The sequence below is a fragment of the Ruminococcus sp. NK3A76 genome (assembly GCF_000686125.1).
In the GTDB taxonomy this organism is placed as follows: Bacteria; Bacillota; Clostridia; order Oscillospirales; family Ruminococcaceae; genus NK3A76.
Genome location: NZ_JMMA01000002.1, coordinates 3351995 through 3376531, shown reverse-complemented (window position 1 = coordinate 3376531; position 24537 = coordinate 3351995). Strand labels below are relative to the sequence as shown.

At 40.9% G+C, this 24537-nt stretch carries 23 protein-coding genes and 1 pseudogene; 8 read left to right on the top strand and 16 right to left on the bottom strand.

All coding sequences use genetic code 11. The features are described from left to right. Positions 1-259: 259 nt before the first annotated feature. From CD05_RS0115760 to CD05_RS0115735, 5 genes are all read right to left on the bottom strand, one after another. Entirely contained in the window at positions 260-766 is a 507-nt protein-coding gene (locus tag CD05_RS0115760; RefSeq protein ID WP_028511291.1) for a TetR/AcrR family transcriptional regulator, read from the bottom strand. An 841-nt stretch (positions 767-1607) separates the two neighbouring features. Beyond that, positions 1608-2804: a tyrosine-type recombinase/integrase gene (locus CD05_RS0115750; protein WP_028508787.1), complete on the bottom strand. Its 1197-nt coding sequence runs from the start codon at positions 2802-2804 to the stop codon at positions 1608-1610. Between the two features lie 143 nt (positions 2805-2947). Beyond that, positions 2948-4027, bottom strand: a complete 1080-nt coding sequence (locus CD05_RS0115745) for a relaxase/mobilization nuclease domain-containing protein (protein WP_084262050.1) — start codon at positions 4025-4027, stop codon at positions 2948-2950. Next, positions 3976-4323 (bottom strand): plasmid mobilization relaxosome protein MobC, encoded by a 348-nt coding sequence (locus CD05_RS19080; protein ID WP_242841211.1) that lies wholly within the window; start codon positions 4321-4323, stop codon positions 3976-3978. Before CD05_RS19080 ends, CD05_RS0115745 begins: the two co-directional genes overlap by 52 nt. Positions 4324-4552: 229 nt before the next feature. Then, on the bottom strand, positions 4553-4846 hold the full coding sequence (locus CD05_RS0115735; RefSeq protein WP_028508785.1) for a helix-turn-helix domain-containing protein: 294 nt from the start codon (positions 4844-4846) through the stop codon (positions 4553-4555). A 937-nt stretch (positions 4847-5783) separates the two neighbouring features. Here CD05_RS0115735 and CD05_RS20975 point away from each other — a divergent pair. From CD05_RS20975 to CD05_RS0115705, 7 genes are all read left to right on the top strand, one after another. After that, positions 5784-5954, top strand: a complete 171-nt coding sequence (locus CD05_RS20975) for a hypothetical protein (protein WP_198021554.1) — start codon at positions 5784-5786, stop codon at positions 5952-5954. Further along, positions 5905-7245, top strand: coding sequence for a sigma-70 family RNA polymerase sigma factor (locus tag CD05_RS0115730; RefSeq protein WP_028511290.1), 1341 nt, complete (start codon positions 5905-5907; stop codon positions 7243-7245). The genes CD05_RS20975 and CD05_RS0115730 overlap by 50 nt, the downstream gene beginning before the upstream one ends. Continuing rightward, entirely contained in the window at positions 7245-8429 is a 1185-nt protein-coding gene (locus tag CD05_RS0115725; protein WP_028511289.1) for a DUF5050 domain-containing protein, read from the top strand. The genes CD05_RS0115730 and CD05_RS0115725 overlap by 1 nt, the downstream gene beginning before the upstream one ends. A 1-nt stretch (position 8430) precedes the next feature. Continuing rightward, entirely contained in the window at positions 8431-9633 is a 1203-nt protein-coding gene (locus CD05_RS0115720; protein WP_028511288.1) for an ABC transporter permease, read from the top strand. Positions 9634-9637: 4 nt separating this feature from the next. Continuing rightward, positions 9638-10504: an ABC transporter ATP-binding protein gene (locus tag CD05_RS0115715; protein ID WP_028511287.1), complete on the top strand. Its 867-nt coding sequence runs from the start codon at positions 9638-9640 to the stop codon at positions 10502-10504. After that, positions 10501-11514: an ABC transporter permease gene (locus CD05_RS0115710; RefSeq protein ID WP_028511286.1), complete on the top strand. Its 1014-nt coding sequence runs from the start codon at positions 10501-10503 to the stop codon at positions 11512-11514. Before CD05_RS0115715 ends, CD05_RS0115710 begins: the two co-directional genes overlap by 4 nt. Positions 11515-11890: 376 nt before the next feature. After that, a complete protein-coding gene (locus CD05_RS0115705) occupies positions 11891-12157 on the top strand; it encodes a DUF6809 family protein (RefSeq protein ID WP_037323095.1) in 267 nt (88 codons plus the stop codon). Positions 12158-12197: 40 nt separating this feature from the next. Here CD05_RS0115705 and CD05_RS0115700 read toward each other — a convergent pair whose 3' ends face one another. From CD05_RS0115700 to CD05_RS20130, 6 genes are all read right to left on the bottom strand, one after another. Further along, complete coding sequence (locus CD05_RS0115700) at positions 12198-12683, bottom strand: hypothetical protein (protein WP_028511284.1); 486 nt, start codon at positions 12681-12683, stop codon at positions 12198-12200. A gap of 26 nt (positions 12684-12709) precedes the next feature. Next, on the bottom strand, positions 12710-13903 hold the full coding sequence (locus CD05_RS0115695) for a toll/interleukin-1 receptor domain-containing protein (protein ID WP_028511283.1): 1194 nt from the start codon (positions 13901-13903) through the stop codon (positions 12710-12712). Positions 13904-13917: 14 nt separating this feature from the next. Further along, positions 13918-14448, bottom strand: coding sequence for a TIR domain-containing protein (locus CD05_RS0115690; protein WP_028511282.1), 531 nt, complete (start codon positions 14446-14448; stop codon positions 13918-13920). Between the two features lie 120 nt (positions 14449-14568). Next, positions 14569-18210, bottom strand: coding sequence for a BpuSI family type II restriction endonuclease (locus tag CD05_RS20420; RefSeq protein ID WP_084262225.1), 3642 nt, complete (start codon positions 18208-18210; stop codon positions 14569-14571). Further along, entirely contained in the window at positions 18210-19658 is a 1449-nt protein-coding gene (locus CD05_RS0115680; RefSeq protein WP_028511281.1) for an N-6 DNA methylase, read from the bottom strand. The genes CD05_RS20420 and CD05_RS0115680 overlap by 1 nt, the downstream gene beginning before the upstream one ends. A gap of 131 nt (positions 19659-19789) precedes the next feature. Next, complete coding sequence (locus CD05_RS20130) at positions 19790-20623, bottom strand: helix-turn-helix transcriptional regulator (protein ID WP_051589073.1); 834 nt, start codon at positions 20621-20623, stop codon at positions 19790-19792. A gap of 167 nt (positions 20624-20790) precedes the next feature. Between CD05_RS20130 and CD05_RS21375 the strand changes: the two are divergent. Continuing rightward, positions 20791-20988, top strand: a pseudogene (locus CD05_RS21375) (tyrosine-type recombinase/integrase); the annotation flags it as partial. A gap of 77 nt (positions 20989-21065) precedes the next feature. On the opposite strand, the gene CD05_RS0115670 reads toward CD05_RS21375, so the two are convergent. From CD05_RS0115670 to CD05_RS20970, 5 genes are read right to left on the bottom strand one after another with little or no spacing between them, the layout of a single operon-like run. Continuing rightward, the gene (locus tag CD05_RS0115670) at positions 21066-21500 is read right to left on the bottom strand and encodes a hypothetical protein (RefSeq protein ID WP_028511280.1); all 435 of its coding nucleotides are present in this window, start codon (positions 21498-21500) and stop codon (positions 21066-21068) included. A gap of 48 nt (positions 21501-21548) precedes the next feature. Further along, positions 21549-22838, bottom strand: a complete 1290-nt coding sequence (locus CD05_RS0115665) for a VirD4-like conjugal transfer protein, CD1115 family (RefSeq protein WP_028511279.1) — start codon at positions 22836-22838, stop codon at positions 21549-21551. Positions 22839-22866: 28 nt separating this feature from the next. Next, complete coding sequence (locus CD05_RS0115660) at positions 22867-23229, bottom strand: hypothetical protein (RefSeq protein ID WP_156947522.1); 363 nt, start codon at positions 23227-23229, stop codon at positions 22867-22869. 20 nt (positions 23230-23249) lie between these two features. Next, a complete protein-coding gene (locus tag CD05_RS0115655; RefSeq protein ID WP_028511277.1) occupies positions 23250-23861 on the bottom strand; it encodes an ATP-dependent Clp protease proteolytic subunit in 612 nt (203 codons plus the stop codon). A gap of 35 nt (positions 23862-23896) precedes the next feature. After that, positions 23897-24496 (bottom strand): hypothetical protein, encoded by a 600-nt coding sequence (locus CD05_RS20970; protein ID WP_028511276.1) that lies wholly within the window; start codon positions 24494-24496, stop codon positions 23897-23899. Positions 24497-24537: the final 41 nt, after the last annotated feature.

Sequence of the window (24537 nt, the reverse complement as noted above, 5' to 3'; positions counted from 1 at the left end):
ATCCGTTTTAATAAAATAAGTATAGACAGCCGAGTCGGAATGTGGTATTTCATTGACAAGATCTATATTTACGAAAAAGACAAGGTAAACAAAACACGCAAAATCGAGATATTCTATAACTTTGTGGGGAATATTTTGTAAAATATGAATAATGGTGTACGCAGTGGGAGGCTTACTAATGACAGCATACCCTTTTGGAACTGAATAACAGAAGAAGCCCTGAGATCTGCTTACCGATAAGCATTTCTCAGGGCTTTGTTTATTCCATATTTCCCGCAAATATCCTCTCTACCACGATCTGCGTCATTTCCTGCACTGACTCGGCATAACCGCCTTTTGCCCATTTCATAAAAATGCCGAACAGCCCGTAGGCAAGGTAGTATCTTTCGTAGGTGTCTGAGGTCTGCTCGATGTCGCTGTCGGTCATGATGACCTCATAAGCCGAGAGGATCGCGCCGTGATGCCCCTGTCCGATGATGAGGTCGTTCTTTTTCCGCAGTGAATAGCAGAAATCAAAGTATCGCCTGACACGATAGCTGTCACTCAACTGATGCTCTTTAAGCCTGTGCTCACACTCATATTCACGCCACTTCATGATGATGTAAGCGGTGATGATCTCGTCCTTTGATTTGAAGTTGCGAAAATAGGTCGCTCTGCCGATGCCGCCTGCTTCGCACGGCTCGTCCACGGTGATCTTCTCGATATTCTTCTTTTTCATTAGCTTGAACAACGCTTCACCGTAGGCTGAGGTCACATATTCCGACACTTTTCGTTCTTCCTTTCTGCCAGATGATACTTTTTCGCCAAATAGTATCATAGAAAAGCGGTTTTGTCAAGCACTTGACAAGAAAGGATGGTCGTTATGGGAAAAGGTACAGCAAAGAAGCATAAAGCACTCAAGGTCATGCTGATCGTTCTGTCCATTTTGGTTGTATTGGGCATAGACTTGATAACGTGATATGTAAAAGCTCTCAAACTTGACGGCGTTCACGATCTGACCGCTGCGGCATTTTTCCTCAAATTCAAAAGATGCCTTATTCAAGCACCACGCTTGATATTTACGCCGCCGCTTTTCGTGAGCGTGAGGCTCAGGCTCTCGGGGCGGTCGCTGCCGTACTCAATGAACCGATAAAGAAAAAGGCATAATATAAATGCAAAAGGGCAGCAGGCTTTTACAGCTTGCTACCCTTTTTTATGCCTGCTGACTTTTGGAAAAATAAAACGCATAACACCCAAACAACACCCAAAGCCCGAAAGCAGGCAAAATAAAAAGCTCCGAAACAGCGTATTTACGCCATTTCAGAGCTTTTTAAACTGGTGCGGCAAATGGAACTTGAAATGAAATTTTGGGTTATATTACTATAACTCATCTTTCATAAAGTGCTGATTTTAGGGCATTTGCGTTAATGCAACTTTTTTCAACATAAGTATTTTGAGCTAAGTTTTTATATCTTTAATGGACAAGTTAAGGCCAACACTCCCTTATCACTCCACGTATCTACGTCATTTCCGCACTTTTTTCACCATAGAATAAACCCTTTGGTCAACAATTGGTCAACTTTTAAGATACAACAAGTTAGTGGTATCGTTTCTGTCATTTCTTTGACCTAACCTGTCTTATGCTTTGGCATATCCGGCAGAACTTTCGTAACGGCTTCGCAGCAATGCACATCGTTGTTTTTGAGCGTGTGGGCGTATATTGAGAGTGTGACGTCCGGTCGTGCGTGTCCTGCACGTTTGGATACATCAGGTACGCTTATCCCTGCCTGGAGCTGCAAACTAATCGCAGTATGACGAAACTGATGCGGGTGATAATTCGGTAGCCCGTTCTTTTTCAGAAAAGTCTGGAACCACATTCTGACAGTATTAGGCTTGGTAAAATCTCCGGGGTGATGACAGTGCGTAAAGAATACCGCATTTTTGAACCAGTCCCACTTGCTTCCGTACTTCTTGCCTGTCTGGAAATAATAGGCTCTGTACTCTTTCAACATATTCATTGTGTCATTATCCATATACAGCCAGCGCTCTCCTGCTGTTGTCTTACAGCCCTCGTCAATATGCCAGCCGTTATGATCTTGAACGAAATGCCTCCATATATGTATCCTGTTCTTTTCAAGATCAATGTCTTTCCATGTCAGCGCACACAGTTCACCAATGCGGCAGCCCGTCGCTAAAAGCATACTAAAAAACACCTGATACATATAATGCTCCTTGTCTGCGTACAGACAAGCGAAAAATCTGCCAAGCTCTTCTTCACCGATCGCTGATATATTCGGACGTTCTTTTTTTGGCGGAAGTGCCGCTTCGGAATAATTCCGAGGGATTATTCCCTCACGCAGAGCTAACTGCATTACGTTATGGATAAAAATATGAAGCTCATGAATGTATTTCCTTGTGATGCCGCTGTCAACCATATCGGCATAAGCACGGTTCAAAGTATTCGGCAGCAAATTTTTTAGCTGGATATGCCCGATAAACGGTGCGAGCTTATTCCTTCTGTATTTATAACTGTATAGTGTCGAGCTTTTTATACCCTGCTGTTCCTTTATCCTCAGAAAGTATTCGCAGTAATTGTCAAACGTGATACGAGAATCACAAACTGTCTGTTCCTCCACACCTTTTTCAAAGACCGCACCCTGCTTTTCAGCGTTCTTACGATTCCACTGAGCCGATTTAGTATTATCGTATTTTACGGATAAAGTTTTGAACACCTGCTTGCCCGTCTGAGCGTCACGATGATCGAAAACACGAATACGAAACGAGGTTATCTTGCCTTCTTTATTCTTGCGCTCCTGTATATTCATTCTGCCACCACCTTTCGTGTGGTGGTTTTATTCTGCTGTCTTATCATTTTAACTCCTTTCCGACAGCGGAATATATCGTATATTCAGTATAACACATTCCGCTGATTTGTTCAATATAAAAGTTGCGTTAAATCTTTGAATATTTATCGGTGGTGTTTCTTTTTTGGTGGCTGCTTTTTCTGTTCTTGCTCCCTGCGGAGTTTTTCTTTCTCTACAAGCTTGGAGATATAATCCCCCCGAGATATTTCCTTGTATGTATCCTTAATATCTTGATATACTCTTAGCTTATCTCGACATTCCTCACCCTTAGTCTTTTCATATTCTTTTCTCAATTGCATGATTCTCCCCTCCAGATCACCGATTGATGAAATATGATCTTTGCTGATAACAGACAACATCTCCGAGAGTTTGTAAACATCAACTTGTTTTTTAATAGGCTTTGCAAAAACCTGAATCATACCTATTCTCGCATTGAGTGACTCCTCCGTGTAGTCCTCCCCCAACTTCCACAAGCTGACCGAACGCTGCTGCCCGGGGGCTTTTATCAAAAAATTCTTATCACGCTTGACCGTAAAGCCAAGCCTTTCAAGCTCCGCAAGCAAATCATCAAAGCTGCTGACACTGGGTATCAAGCTGTCGATAGCATTACGAATATGCTCCTTCCACGAAGTGCCTTTCTTTTTGTGCTGCCATTCGGAGTAACTAATAGACCTCCCCTCGTTCTCAAAGTTGAGTGCAGGCTCAACTCCAAAAGCACGGCACACCCCGTTCGTGACCTCACGCATTCTTCGGACAGATGCCTTGTTGTCATAAAACCGCTTACCTGTGAGCGAGTAAGAATTTATCAGTATATGATTGTGAATGTGATCAGTATTGACATGAGTTGCAATGACTGCCTGCACATCGTCACCAAACATTTTGCGGACAAATGCCATGCCTATCTTGTGGGCAAGCTCCGGAGTAACGCCCTCGGAATTGGCAAAGCTCATTATGTAGTGGATAGCCTTGACGGGGCTTTTGCCGCTTTTGCTCGGAGTGGCATCATAGCTGCGCCTTGCGTACTGCTCGTAAACCGTCTTCATCTGCGTGTAGGCGAAATCGGGCTCGGTCATGCAATTCAGCGAGATCGTCAAAACTCGCTCGTCGGTCTTGTCGGGGTTGAGAATGTAGGTCAGCGCTTGCTTGACGTTACGGTGGACAGCCACAGATTTACAGTACGGCAAAGTTCAGCAACATCTCCTTTCAGCTTATCAATATCCTCGGCATAAATGCTGCACGTTTCGTTTGCTTTCTTCGCCACCTGATTGATATTTTTCGAGATGATTCTCATACCATTGAGCAGGGGTGCAAGTTCTTTTAGGTCAACAACTTTTATCTTCCCATTCAGCGACATCGCCCTAATAAAAGTAGAGGTTTTCAAGTGACACTCAGCAGCCTGCTTTTCGATCTGTGCCCATTCCTCGGCTGAATACACTATCTCCTTGCGGCGGAGCGTTTTGTTTTTTCTTGCTATTTTCATCAGTCCTTTCTTTTTTGGTTTTTGCTATTCGGCTCGCTTTTGCCGAGCCTGCGTTTAGAGCTGCAAAGCCTCTAAACACCGCAGAGGTCAACCACGTTGATCTCTGCGGGAAAGTGCCGGTTTTTTGCCGGGACTTTCTGTACTTGCGTAATTATGTAAAGTATAAATTTAAATAATCGTATTTACACATTTCACCCTGCTGCCCTCGGCAGGGCGATTTTTTTTACGTTCAATTTGCTACTCCAAGATACTTTAGCAGCGACGCTTTGCTCACAAGTATCTTGCCCCTCACACCACTGCCTGCTCTTACATAGGCAATCTTATCCTGTGCGACAAGCTGACGGACTGTATGCTCAGATAAGCCGTTCACAAGTGCAGCACACTCCTTGACTGTGAGCATTTCAAGCGGATGAGTTTTGCTCTGATCTTGCTGCGGTGAAGGCTCGGTCGTTTCCGCTTCGATAAGCTGCTCCAATAGCTGGGCTATCTGTGAAATGATCTGCTGCTTTTCTGTTAAATTCAAATGTCATTCTCCTCTCTGATTTTTGTTTTGTATGGTTTTAATGTACGCTGCTGTTTCCTCCTTTCGTGTCTGGACGATTGTGTGTGTGACTTTGCACTTTTTCTTCTGCTGGCGAGGCAGGAAGAAATATGTGCCTTTCATAAGTTAATTCTGAATGACGAGCGGAAAAGCTAATGGTTTTTTGAAAAACTGTATGGTTACACAAATGGTAATCATTGAGGGTGTGCAGTTATTGCAAAATATATGCAGACAGTAGAGGGTGTAGCATAGCCTTCACTAGTACCGACATTTAGAGATGATTATATAAGCGGTTTCGGTAAAGTTGTAATATTTATATCTGTATTCAACAATTCCGACCTGTGAAAAATGTATGGTTTGCATATAGACGCTGCGGCATAGTCGCTTTGCTTAAATGTACTTGGGCTGCATAATGATTTAGTAAAACTCCCTCCATAAGACACTACATAATGCGGTATATTTTTAAGTGATATTTAGCCTTCCAAAAATATTTTCTCCGAATTCAACAAATCAGACCTATGTAAAATGTGTGACTTGCACAGCATTCTGATAAAGAGGGTGCAGGCGGTTTCATCAAGAAATATTTTTCATCGAAAATAAAAGCCTCTCACTTATACCTAGGATTTCGGGCGAAAAGTTAAGGCAAAATCGCCCATGTTTACAAAATATTTAGATTTACGATAGGATTACACCCTAACAAAAATGAAACCGGACGCATTCCTCGGCTATGGGCATTGCGTCCGTTTTGTTTGATAAATATAAGCATCTATGATATAATAATCCTATCGTTATCTATGACATCAAATTGCACAATAAAACGGTCACAGCCTTGTACATGATAACAAAAATATATTTGTCCGCTAACCATTTTCCTTAAAAAAACTCTATACCTATGAGAGCAAAGGAAAGGGGCGGCGATATGGAGATTTCTCTTGATGAGCTGATAAAATGGATACTCCTGCAATTTGACGATTCCCCATCAGATGAGCAGTATCTTGACACATACCGAGGACTATTGGGCAGAGAGGTGGGTGACACTGATGAACAAAACAGAGATAAGCGCTCTTGCAAAAAAAGCGCAGAAGGGTGATAAGGTAGCTTTTGAAACGCTGTATAGAGAGTTTCATGAAAAGGTGTTTTTCTTTGCAAAGCGGAATGTTAAAAATGCTGATGCGGCGCAGGATATCGCTTCCGAGACCTTTGCCGCAGCCTTTGAAAATATATCAAAGCTGCGCTCGGGTGAGTCATTCATCGGGTGGCTTTATTCGATTGCTTACAGCAAATGCGTCAAAAGTATTAAGGACAGCTCGGGGTCTGAGCATTTTGAGGACGACGAGCAAATGGAGCGCACCCTTGCTGATGCTGCTTTGAATGAGCCTATCATGCTGCCCGAGGACTATGCCGTGAACAAAGACACGAAAGAAAAGCTAAAGGCTGTAATTGACGGGCTGCCTGCTGATCAGCGCTCGGCGGTGATACTGTATTACTTTGAAGATATGTCTGTTGCCGAGGTGGCAGGCTCTCTCGGAACGAATGAAAACAACGCAAAGCAAAAGCTATATAAGGCAAGAAAAACTATCCGCAAAAGGATAGAAAAGCTTTTTGGCAGTGGTATGCTTGCGGCATTCCCAATAAATTCTCTGCTTTCAGACACGGCAGATGCAAGCTATGCCAAAGCTGCTGCATCCGGTGCCGCAAGGTTAGCAGGAAAGAGTATCGCTGTAAAGCTTGTTACTGCCGGTGCTGTCGCTGTTGCGGCATTTGGTGTGCCCTTAGCGCTTGGAAGGCTTGATAATAATATGGGTAACTACCGCCCCGAAAAAGATATAGTTACTGACAGCAGATCAGAGCAGACAGCTCAGTTTGGAGAATATGTAACAGAGAATGAACATTTTCGGATCACAATTGAAACTAAAGACTACACAGACGGTCAGCTTAGATTTATTGCGGCTATTGAGGGGCTTGATGATGTCGGTAAAGAGTATATAAAAGCCTCTACCGAAATGCAATGGGCGGAGTTTTCAAAAACGCTTGACCCGTTTACTATGACCGAGGACGAGTATAACGGCAAAGTGGAGGAATATGATAAACTGCATAAAAATGACAGATTTATGTCACTTTTTCCGCAGATGTATTATACGGCTAAAAGCGGCGAAAAGCATTGGTATCACTCGGCGGATATAAAGGATGCGACATTTAAGGGCGAGCCTTTGTCGGAAAATGACCCGTGTATAATACAGGGAGCTTTTGATATAACTGATAACACAGACAGCATAAGGGTGGAGTTTCTTGACCTCAGACAAAACAGATCTCCCGAGGAAATGACGGCGGGAGTATTTGAGGAAATGAGCATAGATATACCGTTTGGGGGTGTTAAGTGATGAAAAGATCAGCATTTATATTGCTCTCTATATTGCTGCTTTCGGGCTGTGCAAACAGCACGGGCAGCTATGTTGACATAGAAAGCGAGAAAGCACAGCAGGCTGAGCTTATAAGTGAGCTTGACACATACGAGTTTACTTCGGGCAAACCGACAGAGCTTGATGAAAAGCCGTTTAATATAAGCTCTCTCGGGATCACGTCAATTGGAACTAAGACCTTTTGTATAGGCGGCGTGGGTGTGAGCAGCTGCGTGCTTGATACAGAAAGCGAGAGGTTTTCGCACCTTTGCAATATCGCAGGCTGCGCACATTCTGAGAACAGCCCCGGGTGTCTTGACCAATTACAGATGAACGCCCCCGTTGCAGCATCAAACGGGCTTTACTTTACAAGCGGCAATGCACTTATGCTTTTTGACGGCAAAGAGCAGGAACCCATTTATGAAAACACCTTTTCAACAAGCTACGAAAAGGAATTTTTCCCGGATTCGCCAAATTCTTTAGGCGGGATAATGTCGCAGGGCGGCAGGCTGTATATTCTGGGGGCGAGTTGGTTTCAAACATTTGATGTAACAACAAATACTGCAAGCGAACCCGTGATACTATCCGAGGACAGCAGTATTATCTCTTATGCGGCAAATGAGGACTATTTATTCTTTTGCACAGAGAATAACGAATTGTTTTCATGCACCTTTGCGGACAATAAGCTTAAAAAGCTTGACGATAAGGCAGGGCAGGTATCGGTAAGCGGAGGAAGGCTCTATTACATAAAATGGGAGGGGCAGACCCCGATCCTGATGAGCGCAGAGCGTGACGGCAGCTCACCTCAAAGGCTTATAGAGAACTGCTATGTGGGCTGCTGTATCACAGATAAGGCGATATATTATACGCATTTTCATGCTGATGAGGGGAAGGTATATGTGTATGATCTGAAAACGGGGAAGACGGCGGAATGTGACATTTCCTGCAAGGTGCGTGAGGATAATGCCGATACGGAGGATATAGACGAAGAGATCTGCTATCCGCAAGGCGGCTTTATGCCGAGAATAATATGGAACGCTCAGACCGACAAGGTGTTTGTGCTTGATACTATTACAGACGGCGACGGGCAGCTTACGAACGGCAGGATAGGCTTTGTTTTCAAAAACGGCAGCAAAGATCACAGTATAATAACGGACGGTGTATGATATGTGTTTTGAACTTAAAAAGCTGTTCTCGTCAAGGCTTATGCTGATATCGCTGCTGATGTGCGCAGCTCTGCTTGGAATTTTCGTGTTCAGAACGGTAAAATATAATATAGACGTTGGAAAGAGCTTATCACAGCGGCAAGAATACATCGAGAGCATTTCATCGGGAAAAAGCAGTGCGGAGATACGCTCATATATCTTAGCAAGAGAGAGCGAGCTTAACGAGCAGATAGCCGCATCCGATGAGGAGTATCCTGCAAAGCTTATAAATGAGCTGTTTATCTGCCAAACGATCAGGCAAAGACTTGACTTTATAGAAAAGGACTTTCCCTCTCACCGCAGGGCGCTTATAACAGATGCGATTTCCGCCGCCGAGCGTGAACGTGCAAAGACTGATCCCGATCAAAGTGTAATCACCCTCAATGAGCTTGCGGCAGAAAAATACAATACTGTTATAGATATGAAACTCACCGAAAGCGGCAAGCTAAGTGAGCTGCTTGTTTATCTTGACAATATATATTGGGACTATGCAATGATGCTTTTAGCTGTGATCATCGCTGTCAGAATGTTCACCCTTGACTATTCATCGGGGGCATACCGTGTCATAAACTCGGAGATAAAAAGCAAGGGGCGGCTTTTTTGGAGTCAGCTTGCAGCAGCGTATTCGGTAACGGCAGCGGTAGTAATACTTAGCGCTGTTAGCCAGCTTATCGTGGGGGTATTGTGCTTTGGCATTACTGACCTTTCACTTCCCTTGCAGCAGTTCGAGGGCTTTGAATACTGCCCCTACATCATCACCTTAGGCGGCTTTTTGGCCATTAAGCTTTGCCTTAAGCTGTTGTTTTATCTCTTTGTTACAGCGGTTTCGGTCTTAGCATCGGTGCTGACCAAAAAAGCAGGCGCTGCCGTGCCTGTCTCGGCACTTGTGACGATAATGCCGCAGATAATAATGACGATGCTGTTTATTTATGTGTCGGGTGAAAACTCCTCTGCGCTTGACACCCGATACATTGCTTTTGACCGTCTGCGCACGGTCTTGCCGCAGAGCTTTCTTAACCTGAAAACCTATTTTTTCAGGTTCGACTATATCACGGTCGTCGGCTTTGCGGTATCAAGACTGGTATGCGCCGCAGCGCTCACTTGTCTGATAACCTTTGTATGTATTATTACAGCTTTCAAAAAATATGCAAGACCTGCGAGGTGAGAAAATGGAGCTTAAAATAGACAGGCTTACAAAACGCTATAAAAACAAGACTGCCCTTGACGGGATAGACCTAACTCTCGGGAACGGTGTATATGCCCTGCTCGGGCCAAACGGTGCAGGCAAAAGTACGCTTATGAATATAATAGTCGGGCTGCTTTGGCAAACAAGCGGAAGTGTCACTCTTGACGGCAGAGAGATACTCTCTCTCGGTGCCGATTACCGCACAAGGCTTGGCTTTATGCCGCAGGATATGGGCTTTTACCCCTCTTTTACGGGAGAGGAGATGATGAGATATTTTGCGGCTGTAAAGGGCATAAAAAATGCCCATAATGAAATAGATAGGCTGCTTGAATTTGTAAACCTTACTGATGACAAAAAGCGAAAATGCGGTGAGTATTCGGGCGGGATGAAACGCAGGCTCGGTATAGCTGCGGCACTTCTTGGCGGCCCCGATATTCTTGTTTTTGACGAGCCTACCGCAGGGCTTGACCCGAAGGAAAGAATGAGATTTCGCAATATCCTGAGCCGTATCGGTCGGGGAAAGCTGTTGCTGATCGCTACGCATATCGTATCAGATATAGAGAGTATATCGGATAATGTGATACTTCTTGACGGAGGAAAAGTTGTTAAAAGCGGCACACTTGCAGAGGTCATTTCCTCTGCCGAGGGCTGTGTCTGGGAGCTTGAATGTGAGGACGGCTTTGCTGATGAGTATGCGCTGTTACATACCAATTCTGCAATCATAAAGACAGGGGGCGGAACAAGGCTGCATATCGTTCAGAGCAGCAAACCGTTTGAAAACGCTGTCTCCGTTTCTCCGACACTTGAAGATGTATATATGCTCAGGTTCGGGCAGGTGAGTGGGCAGTGACGCTTATATATTTTGAAACAAAAAAGCTGCTGCATAAACGCCTTATAATTATCGTTATAGCCATTGCTTTGGAAATAGTTCTTGGGCTGCTGCCTGCAGATCATGAGCACCCATATTCAACGCTGGTATACAGGCAGTATACAGAGCAGCTTGCAGGAGAATACACCCCCCAAAAGCGTGAATTGATCTTCACTCGGCTTGATGAGGTCAACAATGTAATTGCAGAGCATGAACAGCTTTTGGAGCAGTACAATGCCAATCTGATAGACCTTGATGAATTTGCAACTCACAACAAGCAATACAACAAGGCAATCGCCGAGCAGCAGACACTTGAATATCTTGCAATGAAATGTGAGAGCTTTGACAGCCTCGGTACTGGAGAGTTTTTCTATGATACGGATTGGTATGATCTTTACTCCTATCGCCGCTATGATTTATTGTCGGTGCTGATTATGATGCTGCTTATCCCTCCTGTTTTCTGCAATGAATACAGCAGCAAAATGGCTGATATCCTCCGTACTACGAAATGCGGAAAAACACGTCTTGCCGTAATAAAGCTATCGGTCAGCATGGTTGTAATGTTTTTGCTCTCTCTGATAATAAGTACAGCAGAGTTATGCACATTTGCAGCCCGATACGGGCTTGACAGCGCCTTTGCTCCTCTTCAAAGCATATTGGGCTGTGAGGAATATGGGGAAATGACAGTTATCGGTCTGTTTGTACGCAGCAGCCTGATGCGAGCGTTTTCATTTGCAGTATGTGCTGCATTTATCTGCCTTATTTCCGTTTATACAAAAAATATGCTGTTTACATTCTTTTTGAGCTTTGCAGCCTGTGTTTTCCCTGCGCTTATAGCTGAGGGAAAGGTTATGAGCTATGCTTTTTCATCTTCGGCGCATAACGGAATGTATCTGTCCGGAATGAGCGTATGGGTATTCTGTCTGATATGTATTGTAAAGTGTGCAGGGTATGGGGTTATGTGCGTAAGTAAGTTTGGTACGATCAAGTAATATACTTAACATGTTTAGCAATTATAATACATCATAGCAATTCTCCTGCCCCAAAAACTGATTCTGATATAATCAACATAATTCAAGCCGACCATTTTTCTCACCCGGTAATAAATGGTCGGCTTTTTATTGAAAATGTGTTTACGATATATTCCACTGCCTTATCCTGTCTTGGACAACTTTTGGTCAACAAAGTTATATGAAGTTGCCCAAAATCAAACAAATATACTTTTGACTATCTTTTCATAAACGCCTATTTTGCGACGTTTGAGCGAAATTACTAAACGTTTGTTTAGGATGCGAAATGCGGGTGTTTTAAGGACAAATAATGGACAGACCTCTGACATCTCTGAATCTATTTTTAAGGAGAATTACTATGAATATCATTGAAGAGATGTATAACGGTGACCTGTTCCCCGTCGGTACATACAGCAATTCCTGTGAGGAGTATAAGAAGGCTATGGACTCACTTGTCGCTGCCGAGACGGAGCTGCTGAACACCTACCCACAGATCAGGGAGCTGTTTGACAAGTACCAGAGTGCTCAGATCGAGCTTATTAGCATTAACAACAGGCAGGAGTTTGTGAATGGGTTTAGGATAGGGGGGCAGATAGCGTTAGAGATGTTGGGGAAGATTGAATAGGACTATTTGCGGCTGTGCCTTCGGGTGCAGCCGTTTATCCTTACGCATCCTCATCGACATCTGTTATTGCAGTTAAATCTTCAACCTTGGCTAATCCCGCTAACAACTTTGTGTATTTTATGAGTTCTATTTGCAAATCGCTTAATTCGCTTCTGAACGTCAAACACTCCGCTGAGTTTTCAAATGCACCCTCCAGCTTTTTTCTATGCCATTTGGCTGTGAATGGTCTAATAATCTGATTTAATACAACAATTGCTATTTTTGTGAATTCCCCTGCATTTCTGCCTTTGTTTTTCAGTATCTCTCGTGTGATTCCGAAAATACTATATACACTATCTAATGCAGTAGCTTCATCACCCTCGTCTTGAGCTAACGGCTGTGTTGTTATTCGTGTTATTAATTCAACATACATATCCCAAGCAGCCGTTTGATCATCTTCAGTGGGAGAAAATTCAAGTTCAGCAAACTTGAGATTGAGCTTTATGCTGTTTAATCCCCATTTTCTGAAAAAATCGCCAAATTTCATAATCTGTACCTTACCTTTCGATATGATTATTCACTTGTGCTATTCAGCAAAGTGAGTGCTTTGTATTCTTTGTCATAAAACCACTTATCTGTCAACCGATTGATAATATATGTGCCATTTTCTAAATCAGATACGCAGATTTGATAAATTGGTTTACTTGTCTCTGAGAAATAATTCAGTTCATATTTACACCAAACCGATTCTGTAGAATGTTTGGAATTGACAAATAATATCGCTTTTGACTGCTCTAACCTTTTTTCGATTACCTTCAACGTTGCTTCTCTAACAAGGTTACGTTTCAAATAATCAGAATCGCTTATCCAATCACAATAAACATTTTTTCCTTGTGAATTCAAGTGAATAATTAATTTTTGAACCAATTTACTATCTTTGCTACTATGAGAAATGAAGTAATCATAGCTTTTTATATTCTGTTCTGGAGAATTATTTATACGATACTCAAGTTCATCAGGATTAAGAGGAATTTTAGATGTTTGAAAAGCGTAATCCCTTTTTAGATATGCTTTTTTCTTTTTGTTTTGTGTACGAACCTGCATATATTTTTGCCGCCTAAGTCTTGGTTGATAATTAAAGCTCTGTAAATGGTAAAACGCCGTCTCTCTTAATTGTCTGTTTATTTCTGTATCATTCAATTTGAAAAAGAAATTTATGATTTTGGAATTATAGTATTTCTTTAATTCTAAAAGAATATACATTCTATCCTTCTGTGTGGTATTCTTACGTTCATATAGCCCGATTAATTGATCTAAAAAATCAGGAGTTACCTGCTGAGTTTTTAATTTCGCCTTTTCTATTTTGTCATTTATTCTTTCGATTTTGGGCTTCCTATTATTCCAAAGTTGCTGGTAATTATGATCAGCATTAGCCTGATTAAATCTTTGAGAGTATGCTTTTTTACTTATTAACGAAGTAATCCTTTTAAACACTTGAGATTGTTCAATTAGTTTTTCAGGAATATCCATGTTGTATCGAGTTCTACCTTTTATTCTTTTCAGATGCCTATCTTTGATCGTGTAATATTCATATTTAAATTGAACAGAGTTCCATTCATGAGGGTAAAAGCGCTTTATTAGAGCAATTATATCTTCTTTTGAATAGTATTGTGGAAGAATTTTTTTAATAGTTTTTAGCTGCTGATTCCACATTTTGCATATTTCAATAATATCCCGTTTGTAGATACTTTTTGTTACACCAGACATATCTATCACCAATATTATCGATTATACTTCATTTGTGGACGAGAGTTATTAATCAAGTTCCTTTTTGATATTCTTGATTGAAACGCTTCTTCTATGATAGAATCAAAGTGATGTATAGCATAATCCCACTCATATAAGGTCGCATATTTGGATACTAAGTTATCCGCTAATCTTGCGGGGATATCATCAGAATAGTATTTTCCGGCGATAGATTTTTTTACGGAAGGCAACATGATACCAATTAAACCTGCATTACCATTGATACTCGCTCTTAATCCAGCATATATTTCCCAATCAACGTGCTTGCGATTTTTGGTGTTATTTCCAACTAAAACAACTATAACGGATGAATCACTGATTTTATCTTCACGAATAAGTCGCTTTATATATTCATCACTGTCATCAGGATCATATTCGCCTGGCATTACAGATTTATTGATTATGTTTCCACTTAGATTGCGATCTATGTAGTTTTTATACTGCTGATCATCATGGTGATAAAAACTTATAAAGACCTTGTGCTTTGTTTGTGAATAACCATACATAAACTTAACCTCCTAAAAAACTTCAAACTCATCATTTACTTATTCGCATAATGATAATTATTTCTGTAAGACTGTTAAAACATACATTTTATCAATTTTTAATGCTGATATCAATATTAATTATGAATTTCGCTTCCTTGCTAAAAATTCAAGCAACCGTACCGCTTCATTAAGTCTTATATCTGCCTCCTTGCCAAATAGCTCCTTTGCCCATATCCTGTCAATTTTCCTAATTACAGGGTTTTGCAAATCTAAGAAAGTAATATTATCCTTTTCTGCTTTTACTGCCTTGACCAAATCGTCAGATACCTTACTAAGATCAGGAATTAGTGTTGTTAGAATATCCTTCTTTTCCATTTTACGAGCGCCTTCTTGGTCTTTTGACGATACTTCACAAATAAGCTGATAGAAAACTGTAGTCATCCAAGTTGATACAAGCAAGGCAGCGTCAGGAGAAGCAAAATTACATACGATAAAATTAGTCGAAACATATACAGGACTTTTAGAGTAGTATATTTTTCCATTCTTTCTTATGTCTCTGGGGATTAATACCGCATTTCCCTTGAAAATATTAGCTCCCTCTTTTTTTAGAATAGCCATCAAATCAGCTTTACTTTTTGATTTCTTAGGCTGCTTACCTGGCTTAAGCGGAATTGCTAAAAAATCCGTCAACACATCATCAATAGCCTGTGCTGATGATTTTGACTCAACTAAAAACTTGGAATCACCTAAGCCTATATCTAACGAGTCATAATAAGCATTTCTCATTGCAACTCCAATAGAGACTGATGTCTTGTGCTTATTAAATAAAGCTGTGTTTGAATCAAAGAATAATAAATCGCTTCCACCATTATTACCGGCAGTTCCTCTTTTGATTGGAATTTTTAAATCGCCAAGCTTGACTAATTGTGCTAATGAATACAGATGTCTGTCTGTAAACTCGATTGCCTCAATCATCTCGCTGTTTAATTCTCGCCAACCGTCTGCAATACATTGTTCGAGTTGTTCAGCCTGCACTGATTTTGCAAGTATTCCAGCCATTATTGGTTTGAACGATTCAGTGAGAGAAACTTTTAAGGATTCCGCAAAAGTATGTGTATCTATATCGGGAACTTTATCATAACTCGAATAGATATTGACCGACTCACTTGGTGTCATAGCTTTACCAACTATCACACAAGTATCTTTCGTAACCTTATCAAAAATCTCCTTGCCTGGGTAAGTGAAAACGATTCTTAGCCCAAACTTGTTAAGTATGATTCTCCGTATCGCCTGTGATTCCGGACCTCTACCCATCAAATGAGTTTTTGATATAATACACGCTATGGTAGTTCCCTTTGGCACTAAATGAGTGATTAATTCAAGGAATACTCCCTCTAACGGCATTTGACCGACATCGGAAATGGGAGTAGCTTTTGTTAATTCCCGTATCTTTTTATAGAGAGGGGGCTTGCGATCAACGCAGTATATTCCGCCCACAAAAGGAGGATTCATAACAACAACCTTAACATCAGCAAAAAAAGAGCTGTCAATATCCGCTATATTTTTGCATTCAATTGTAGGAGATGTTGTTTTACATATTGTTTTTGGAAAGCCTAAGCCGAGTCTTAATGATAGTAATTCCAAAAGCTTGCTGTTAATATCATTAACTACTATTTGGCTTGAGGATATATTGAAGACGCCTATTGCAGAACTGATTAGATTTCCGCTTCCTGCTGCGGGATCACATAGCTTCTCATTCTCACTTAAATCACCGCTAATGCTCTTAGCCAGTTCGGCAACCAATGTTCCAAGCTCAAGGTCAGTTGGCACTTCGCCATTATGCTCTTGCCCATAGGAAACAATTTGGTGTAAGACGCCAGCAACAGAGTCACCATTAATGTTTTGAGAGCCAAAGTCAAATAAATCAGCTAGTATGTTGCCGTTAATAGTAACTTTTGATTCAAATTCATTGGGATCATAGGTGAAAATATCTTTGAAGTTGATTCTTACTGCTTCATCACAAATTCTTTTAACATCACCATTGAATAGCCGGATGTCTTTCAAATCGTTACGGTTAATGTATGTGAATGCTCCTCTAATGTATTCATAAAGCAGTACAGCAAGATGGCTTTTCCATAGTTTAGGGCTATTTTTGATTTGCTCCATGTGCTTTGCAAACTCATCAAGGGTTACTAAATAATCATAGCTATCTTTAGTAAAACTGTTTATTGTCTTTGCGAAATAATCAGTAAGTTTATCAACAATATCTTGATCCGTCATAGAACCAAATGTGCAGATAGAAGTCAAGCCGGGCTTTAGCATCTGCTGGAATACACGAGGACGGTTTTTATCATATCTGAAAGTAAATGCATATTCAAGATTTGTCAATATGTAGAACGGCTTTTCATTATTTCCTTCATTGCTCTGAACATAAGACAACGCTTGGAATTGGTATCTCGAACTGTGAACATCAGCAGGAGTGCGCTTAACTTCAATTACACAGAGATATTTTTTTGTTGCTTGATTCTGTATGCAGAAATCCATTTCAAGACTACCCGTATACTGATGATGAATCACTTTATATTTCTTCTGAAGCTTCAGCTTTTGCAAAGCTGCATTAAGTGCTTGCTCGCACAACGGATGAAAGACATTTACTTCGGAATCAGAATACTTAATGCCCATAATGTATTCCTCCTTTATGTATTTTTTTAATTCATTTGCCATAATTTCTGCAAGCAATGGCGGAACAGCATTTCCAACTATAAGATTTCTCCCTTGTTTGCTTGATGAAACAATTACAAAAGAATCCGGGAACGATTGCAATCGTAGTGCTTCCCTAACAGTAATGAGCCGATCCTCGGCATAATGTATATTGCAACCTACATTTGGTCGGTTAAAGTATGTGTTTATTGTATATGAAGGCTCATCCGGAAGCATTCTACCATAACAAGTAGTATGCCCACCGTCACGCTGTAAACGGCGGATTCTTTGAGACGGAACATCTGAAGGAATATCCATATAATTTCCGCCTGGTTTTACATGGGATATAATATATTTATCTAAATCGCTCATTTTAGGAATGAAATGCTCTGTTACGGAATCGGTATCTCGCATTCGTTTTTGGTAACTGGAAAATGGCGCAATCTCATGTTTTAACCGAGCATTCTCATTTACAGAAGCTGAAGGTAAATCTCCAATTGCTTCTTTTACACTAATATATGGTTTTAATCCTAAAGATACATCACCATGAGTCGCTTTAGGAAATACAAACACTTTACCGTTAAACGTGCCAACTATTAATACTCTATATCTTTTTTGAGGAATACCATAATCTGCTGCGTTAACAAGCTGTGCATTTACTGTATATCCAATTTCCTCAAACGATTGTTTCAACTGGGTGAATATTCTTTCGCCATTAGAATTCTTAGCAGATAATAATCCTGGAACATTCTCAAATAAAAAAGCTTTAGGCTTTATGCTGTCAATTATTCTGATGTACTGCCAAACCAATTGTCCACGTTCGTCTTCCACATTGCGTTTTCCTGCAAGAGAAAAAGATTGACATGGCGGCCCACCTATTACAACATCAGCGTGAGGAATGGTTGAGGGATCAATTTTTGTAATATCTTCACAAATAATATGATTGCCAAGATTTGCACGATATGTTTCAACAGCATTGGGGTTGTTATCTACTGCCCAAATAATATCATAGCCAGCTTTTTTAAAGCCTAAATCCAAACCGCCTCCACCAGAAAACAGGCTTACTACCTTTATTGACATTATTTATCCTCCAATCGTTGTTGTTTAATTAAAGCATAATCCTCACATATTTCTTTATAATTACAATTCATATACCTTGATATAATCAGTGTAATTTGAGCAATCATGTCTTCATTATTATCTATCATGTGTTTTGAGAGATTGATTAAATGTTCTTTATCAGAAGAAGATATGCTAGCTATATCTGGAAATAGTATTTTTTCAATATCGTACCTTTGTAACTTTAATAATCCCGCACCATATTTCTTCCCCATTCTCTCTAACTGATAGAATGTGTAGTAATTATTCAAAAGAGCAAACAATAAATGCCTGTCTATTTGTGGCTTTATGATATAAAAATTATCTCTTGCCAATACATTGGTTGTGTTCATAATAAACTTCATATCGTTACGAACAAAATAGCTAAACAATATTCCGTCTGAATCAATGTCAGATAACTCATACCATGAATAATGTTGTTGTATTTTTAAATAGAGTGTTTTAGGCTTTTGAGTGCTAATTATCATTTTTTTACATTGAGATAAGTATTCTTGCACACTCTTCGGGAATTTCTTTTTTTCACCATGAAGCCATAATAGATGATCTGTTATCGCTGCTGTGGTAGAAAAGCCAATAATTGACTTAGGGCTTGAAACAATGCTAATTAAATATTCATTATTATGTTTGAGAGGGGGATTTATAAATATATCGTTTGCACCAGTTGTCAAACCTCTTCTCACATTAGCATATATATGAAACGGAACAGGAGTTGCTATTAGTTTTTTGGTTGACCTTTGAATTATTCGAGGTGTTATAACATCATCTGATAGGTTAAGGTGTATTATTTCTCTATCAGATTTTTCTATTGTCTTTTTTATGCAAAGAATAACGACATCAACAAGTGCACTCTTTTGAAAAACTTCTCCAGATATATGTATTTGTTTCTCTATAGTAGCTTGTTTGCTGATTAGTTGCTCAAAAGACTTTCCAGAACGTGCATTAAGCCAACTACTTGGAAAAATCACAACAAGGTTTCCATCTATATTGAGCATTTGAAGTGCTTTTATTATAAAATACATATACATATTTGCAGTTGTCGGCAATTCTAAAAAAATAGGATTCAAACGCAGTGTTTTTTTTGAAATTCCAATATATGATAGTTCGTCTATCTTCTCGTGACGAATATATGGCGGATTCATAAGAATTGCATCAAACTTTTTTGCTTCATCAGCTTGCAAATAATCGCTATTATAAAGTTTTAATCTAGGTTGAACTTGTTTTACACTATTGTATAAATGATTATCAATTTCATACCCAGTAATATTAGTATATCCCTCATCCAAACAGGCGTTTATAAAAGCGCCATTACCAAAACAAGGATCTAAGATAGAAGAAGATTTACTAACATTTAATAAAGAAACCATATATCTCGCAACTATTGGCGAGGTAAATACTTGTCCTAAATCCATAAAGCACTCCAATTAATCTATTTTATTCATTATAACACACTTTTATTTAACAGTCAATAAATATTAAAAACCACATTTTTCACACTAATCTTTTTTCAAAGTCGACCATTAATTGTGCATCATTTGTATTGTTAGATGCTCTCATCTATTCTCCGATTATGTTTTTGTTCCTCCACCTCATCCAAAAACACTCTTAAAACATCTAACCCACCTATGAGTTGTTCCTCCCTCACCCCCATCCTCTCCATCATCAACTCAACGGCATCCATAGGACTATCAAGCTCCACCTCTCCCACCTTCACCATATCCAGCACACCTACCATGCACTCTGCCATTTCATTTGTGCTCTTTATCGTAGAAGGTATATCCTCACTCACCTTGTCGGCATTGTCATCATAAACATCACGAAGTATCTGATTAAAACGCTCGGTAATACGATACCTCAAAAACTCGTCCTCGTTGATCTTCGTTTCATTTATGTATTTCATCGCCTTGCCATATTCATCGGTCATACCAGTACCAGCCGCATAATTCTCCACACCTCGCTGCACCACCGCAGTGAGGTTATTTATTGTATTTATCGACTTTGTGGCAAGCTGCTTAACATAAATATCAATAGCATTGATAAGGTTGCTGAATTCGCTGTGCTCTATGAGTTGACTCAAAAGCTCATTGTCCTGCTTCTTTTCAAGCAGAACCTTGATAGCCTTGTCGGTAAGCCCCAGTTCTTTCAGTTCTATATTCTTGGTGATTCTACTTTCGGTAAACCCAAGCAGATAGTCACTCGGCACATCGAAGAACCTTGCAAGCTCTATGATACGACTGTACCCTACATCTCTGCCCGTGTCATTTTCCAAGCCGTTAAGCACCGCCTCGGATATGCCCGTTGCCTGTGCAAGCTGCTTTGTTGTCATGTGCCGCTCCACTCGCAGGTCCTTTATCTTTTCGCCCATAGTTGTCCTCATTATATCACTCTCCTTGATGTTTTGGTGTTTCTTTTCACATCTATTATACCATATATCTCAAATTGTGATGTAACAAATTATGGACAGTTCAGATTATATGCCCAGCAGTACCAAATTCGGTACAGTTGATGCTGAAGTAGTATTCTGATAATCTCCACAGCCTACGTCACACATCGGCAACGCTCCTGCTATACGGCGGTGTAAATATCAGACAGGTACAGGCAAGGCTCGGGCACTCCGAAATCGAAACTACGCAGAAATATCTGCACTACCTGACCGATGCCGATGCAGAGGCAGCAAATATCCTCACCAATATGATTGAGGAACCGGAAGGCCATAATATCGATTTAGGATTGGCCCAATAAAACAAGTTAGCATAAACATAAAAGAGAGCCGGACTCACGACCGACCGGCTCCCTTACAATGTATTTGATGAAAACGATCAATCAAATAACGGACTTTTTCTTCCATTCCTTTTTACCGGCAAATAATCATCATCTGTCGGCGTTCCAATACCCATACGCTTTCTTTCGGCTGCGCTGCGGTATGAGAACATCATATTTCGGAACTCCTTCGGAAGGGAGAAGAAATTATTGTCATCAAGTATTCTTGCGTATGTGCCGTGATTTGAAACAGAGAATACCGGCAGCTCGGCTGACGATTTTGCTGATGTGCGGTAAGAGAACTCTTCCCGCTGCTTGCCGTCAGCTGTTTTAGAAAACTGTGCGATGATCACATCACCGTCTTTGCCGAAATAGAATAAGCTATTGCACTTGACGCTTTGCGCTACCCTGAAAACGCCCCTCCATTTTATGCTCTCGCTCACGTATGCCTTGTTGATCATTTCTACCATAGCCTTGTCTTTTCTTCTGAACATAATTCATCATCCTCTCATTTGATTAACGGGTTGTTGTTACTCTTATGTTTATGCCTTGTCAAAGTGCCTGCTCTGTATGTGATACTCCGACAGATCGACTGTGTTTGAAAACTTAGGCTCCGAGCCCCTGCGGAATATCCAGTTTGTACACAGCGGCATATTAAGCACCTTATGCAGCGGCTGGTTGCTTCGCTCGGAGATCATACGGGCTGTTTCAACATCGTTGCCGCCCATATAAACTATCGTGTCGCAGTTGTCAAGAATAGTGTGGCTGCTCTCGCCGTAGCCCTCTGCGAGCTGTGATTCCGATTGCAGGATAAGTATTGCCGAGATGCCCCTTGAACGGATATTTGAGATCATATTCTCAAAGCCGTGTATGCGGCAGTTTGTGCCGAAATCGTCAAGAATAAATCTCACGGGAACGGGCAAACGGCTGTCCTCGCATTCCTCGTCTGCGTAATCACAAAGCTCGTTCATAGCCTGGCTGTAAAAGATGTTCGCTATCGTGTCCTTAGAGCGGTCTGTGTCACTTATGCTTAAAAACACTGCGGTCTTTTCTTCGCCTATTCTTCTGAGATCAAGCTCACACTCCCCCGAGGTCATAGCCCTCATTCCCAGCGAATCAAATGCGTTTATCATTGATTGCAGCGTTATGATAACACAGCCAAAGGTACGCGGTGCTGTTGACTTGAACTTCTCATACTGCATGTAAGCCCAGCTCGTTTCGCCTGTGCGTGAGCGGTAGTCTCTGAGGTGCATTTCAAATATTGAGTCTATCGCACATCTGCCGTCGTTTTCATATACGTTTGGGTCTATCTTTGCAAGAAGCTCGGCTATGCCGTGAACAGAGCCCTCTATCTCATCGCCGCCCTCCATAATATAGCCTATCAGAGAGGATATGAGTAGCTCGGAAGCCTTCTCCCAGAACGGATCGTCCCTTGCAGTCTTGCCGCCAAAGCCGAGCAGGACTATCTGCGAAGCAAGCTTCATCACATCATCGGTATTGCGGATATAGTTTAGCGGATTGTATTTGTCAGAGTATTCGGGGTGTATAAGGTCAAGGTGAACGACCTTATAGCCGCAGCGCCTCATATGATCGCCATATTTCTTATACAGGCTGCCCTTCGGGTCGGAAATGATATAGCTGCCGCAGGCTGCAAGAATATTAGGAATGACTACGCTTCTTGTTTTTCCTGCACCAGATGCGCCGAGTACAGCCATATTGTTGTTGAGCTTGGTGCTTATGCTGTCGAGATTAAACAGCTCGCCGTTTGGCAGAATGCCGTACCCCATATTGTGTGCCTTTTTGATATTGTATCTTGTTGTTTCTCTTATCATAGTATCACTCCTGTTCCATATTATCCGATTATGAAATCACGTTATTATTGCAAATCACGAAAGGCAGTTTATCAGCAAGTGCCGAGCATATGTTGTCGGTATGCCATTGATAAATATAACAGCCTGACGTAACTTTGATCATACCGCCTGATAAAATTATATCATCGGGTATGAGTTCGACCTTTGTTTCATCGTCACCGAAAGAAATGCTGTCAACAAAATGATAAGCTGAAAGATCTGTTTTCGCTTTTTCCATGGCAGCCGCTATGTCAGTACAACTTACCGCTTCAAATTCCTGCGAATTATATGGTGTGTGGTAGCAGCAAATGTAGCTTATGGGGTATTCTTTTGTAGTTATGTTTCTATTATCCATAATTATCATTCCTTTCATATCTATGCGTCTGTGGTTGTTTATCGTGTAAAAAAGCTTCTTATATCATCACAGATACCAAACTCTACGGCTTGCTCTGCGGTCATATAATTATCAAACAGCGTTGCTTCGTTGATCTTTTCTATGGTCTTGCCTGTGTGGCGGGAAAGTATCTTGTTTAGCACCGACTTGGTTTCAAGAATATTCTGTGCCGTTTTTTCTATGGTGGTTGCCGAGCCGCCCATACCGCCCGATATAAGGGGCTCGTGTATCATCACCTTTGAATGTGGCAGAATATACCTCCTGCCCCTTTGCCCGCCTGCAAGGATAACAGCACCCATACTCGCCGCAAGCCCCGTGCAGTACATTGTTATCCTGTACTGATATGACTGTATAATATCATATATCACCAGCCCTGCCGAAACCTCGCCGCCTGGGCTGTTTATTATTATCTCCACATCTCTCTGCTCGTCGGCAAGCACAGACATGGCTGCGACAAAGTCCATAGCCATTTTCTGGTCTATCTCGCCCACAAGATAAAGCCTTGCTTTTGAGAACTGCTGTGTTATGATATCCGTATCTCTGCTGCCCCTGCAATCCTCAACTGTTGTTTTCTTAGGCAGCATATTGCTTGATTTATATGTTTCTAACATAGTATCACCTGTTCCTTTCTGATTTCGGTTTGTTGTCAGTCCTTGATCTTTATTACTATCTGAATGATACCCATTATCAGATGATAAGCAAGAATAAAGGGAGCTAAAAACATAGTTGTGATCCCCATTATATAGAAAACACCACACATGATACCTGCCCATATTATAAATGGGAATATCAAAAAGATTCCGGGTAACAGTTTTATTGAGAGTGTTTTCAAAACCTCTTTTATACGCCTATATAAAGGTCCTGCACCTAAAACGACAAGTATTATGTTGGCAAAATACATACCCAAAAGATAGCCTGTAAACATAACATCCTGTTTATCGGTGAACCACAAGCCTTGATTCTTAATGTCTATAAATCTGTCGGTCTGTACCTTTTCATGATCCGAATTAAGCGAGGGTATCTTACGCAGAAACTTTTCTTCGCCTTCTTCGGTCTTCAGGTCTTTTATTACTGATGATATAAATGTATCCTCAGTATCGAGCTCATATCTGCCTGCATCGGTCACCATAATAAACTTATAGAAACCAAGTACAACCCCTGCAATCACCACAAGCTGTATTATAAATGCTACAAGGTGATAATCTGTAATGCTCTCGGGGTCTCTTAATCTTTCAATAAAATCCATATTATCTTCCTCCGTTTGGGTCTTTGTGTTGTCGGGCGGTT

Excerpts from the sequence above, each read along its gene's own strand:
- CD05_RS0115750 (WP_028508787.1), bottom strand. The coding sequence starts at position 2,804 with ATGAATATACAGGAGCGCAAGAATAAAGAAGGCAAGATAACCTCGTTT.
- CD05_RS19080 (WP_242841211.1), bottom strand. The coding sequence starts at position 4,323 with ATGAAAATAGCAAGAAAAAACAAAACGCTCCGCCGCAAGGAGATAGTG.
- CD05_RS20975 (WP_198021554.1), top strand. The coding sequence starts at position 5,784 with ATGGAGATTTCTCTTGATGAGCTGATAAAATGGATACTCCTGCAATTT.
- CD05_RS0115730 (WP_028511290.1), top strand. The coding sequence starts at position 5,905 with ATGAACAAAACAGAGATAAGCGCTCTTGCAAAAAAAGCGCAGAAGGGT.
- CD05_RS0115725 (WP_028511289.1), top strand. The coding sequence starts at position 7,245 with ATGAAAAGATCAGCATTTATATTGCTCTCTATATTGCTGCTTTCGGGC.
- CD05_RS0115720 (WP_028511288.1), top strand. The coding sequence starts at position 8,431 with ATGTGTTTTGAACTTAAAAAGCTGTTCTCGTCAAGGCTTATGCTGATA.
- CD05_RS0115715 (WP_028511287.1), top strand. The coding sequence starts at position 9,638 with ATGGAGCTTAAAATAGACAGGCTTACAAAACGCTATAAAAACAAGACT.
- CD05_RS0115705 (WP_037323095.1), top strand. The coding sequence starts at position 11,891 with ATGAATATCATTGAAGAGATGTATAACGGTGACCTGTTCCCCGTCGGT.
- CD05_RS0115700 (WP_028511284.1), bottom strand. The coding sequence starts at position 12,683 with ATGAAATTTGGCGATTTTTTCAGAAAATGGGGATTAAACAGCATAAAG.
- CD05_RS0115695 (WP_028511283.1), bottom strand. The coding sequence starts at position 13,903 with ATGTCTGGTGTAACAAAAAGTATCTACAAACGGGATATTATTGAAATA.
- CD05_RS0115690 (WP_028511282.1), bottom strand. The coding sequence starts at position 14,448 with ATGTATGGTTATTCACAAACAAAGCACAAGGTCTTTATAAGTTTTTAT.
- CD05_RS20420 (WP_084262225.1), bottom strand. The coding sequence starts at position 18,210 with ATGTCAATAAAGGTAGTAAGCCTGTTTTCTGGTGGAGGCGGTTTGGAT.
- CD05_RS0115680 (WP_028511281.1), bottom strand. The coding sequence starts at position 19,658 with ATGGATTTAGGACAAGTATTTACCTCGCCAATAGTTGCGAGATATATG.
- CD05_RS20130 (WP_051589073.1), bottom strand. The coding sequence starts at position 20,623 with ATGAGGACAACTATGGGCGAAAAGATAAAGGACCTGCGAGTGGAGCGG.
- CD05_RS0115670 (WP_028511280.1), bottom strand. The coding sequence starts at position 21,500 with ATGTTCAGAAGAAAAGACAAGGCTATGGTAGAAATGATCAACAAGGCA.
- CD05_RS0115665 (WP_028511279.1), bottom strand. The coding sequence starts at position 22,838 with ATGATAAGAGAAACAACAAGATACAATATCAAAAAGGCACACAATATG.
- CD05_RS0115660 (WP_156947522.1), bottom strand. The coding sequence starts at position 23,229 with ATGAAAGGAATGATAATTATGGATAATAGAAACATAACTACAAAAGAA.
- CD05_RS0115655 (WP_028511277.1), bottom strand. The coding sequence starts at position 23,861 with ATGTTAGAAACATATAAATCAAGCAATATGCTGCCTAAGAAAACAACA.
- CD05_RS20970 (WP_028511276.1), bottom strand. The coding sequence starts at position 24,496 with ATGGATTTTATTGAAAGATTAAGAGACCCCGAGAGCATTACAGATTAT.